This is a genomic window from Microtetraspora sp. NBRC 16547 (assembly GCF_030268965.1).
Lineage (GTDB): Bacteria > Actinomycetota > Actinomycetes > Streptosporangiales > Streptosporangiaceae > Microtetraspora.
Map to the genome: position 1 here is coordinate 1 of NZ_BSSE01000108.1, position 381 is coordinate 381.

General features: G+C 65.9%; 1 protein-coding gene. It reads right to left on the minus strand.

The window, feature by feature from the left end:
- Window positions 1-62: 62 nt before the first annotated feature.
- Window positions 63-381 (minus strand): HNH endonuclease signature motif containing protein (locus QSK17_RS35810; protein WP_285711144.1); only part of this gene is annotated, 319 nt, incomplete at its 5' end.

Below are 381 nucleotides of genomic sequence, written 5' to 3' on the forward strand. Positions count from 1 at the left end.
GCGAGTCCTTCCGCATGCGACAAGCCCGCACCCGAGGCCCAGGACGCCTCACCAAGAAGTAGTCAACTAAGACGACACGGGGACATCGACTTGGCCACCAGCGGCGACACGCACTTGGCCGTTGACATGTAGGTGAATGCCCATCGGTTGCCGCCGACGCGGTGGAGTTGGTAGCGGTCGGGGTGCTGGTAGCGGTCGCGGTTGTGGAACTGGCAGGTGGGGCCGAGGTTGTCGAGGTCGGTGGCGCCTGCGTTGCTCCAGTTTTGGACGTGGTCGATCTGGCAGAGGTGGGCGGGTAGGTGGCAGTCGTCGACCATGCAGGTGGCGTAGCGGGCGAGGATGGCTCGCCGCTGTGTTCTGGTGGCGCGGCGGACGGTGCGT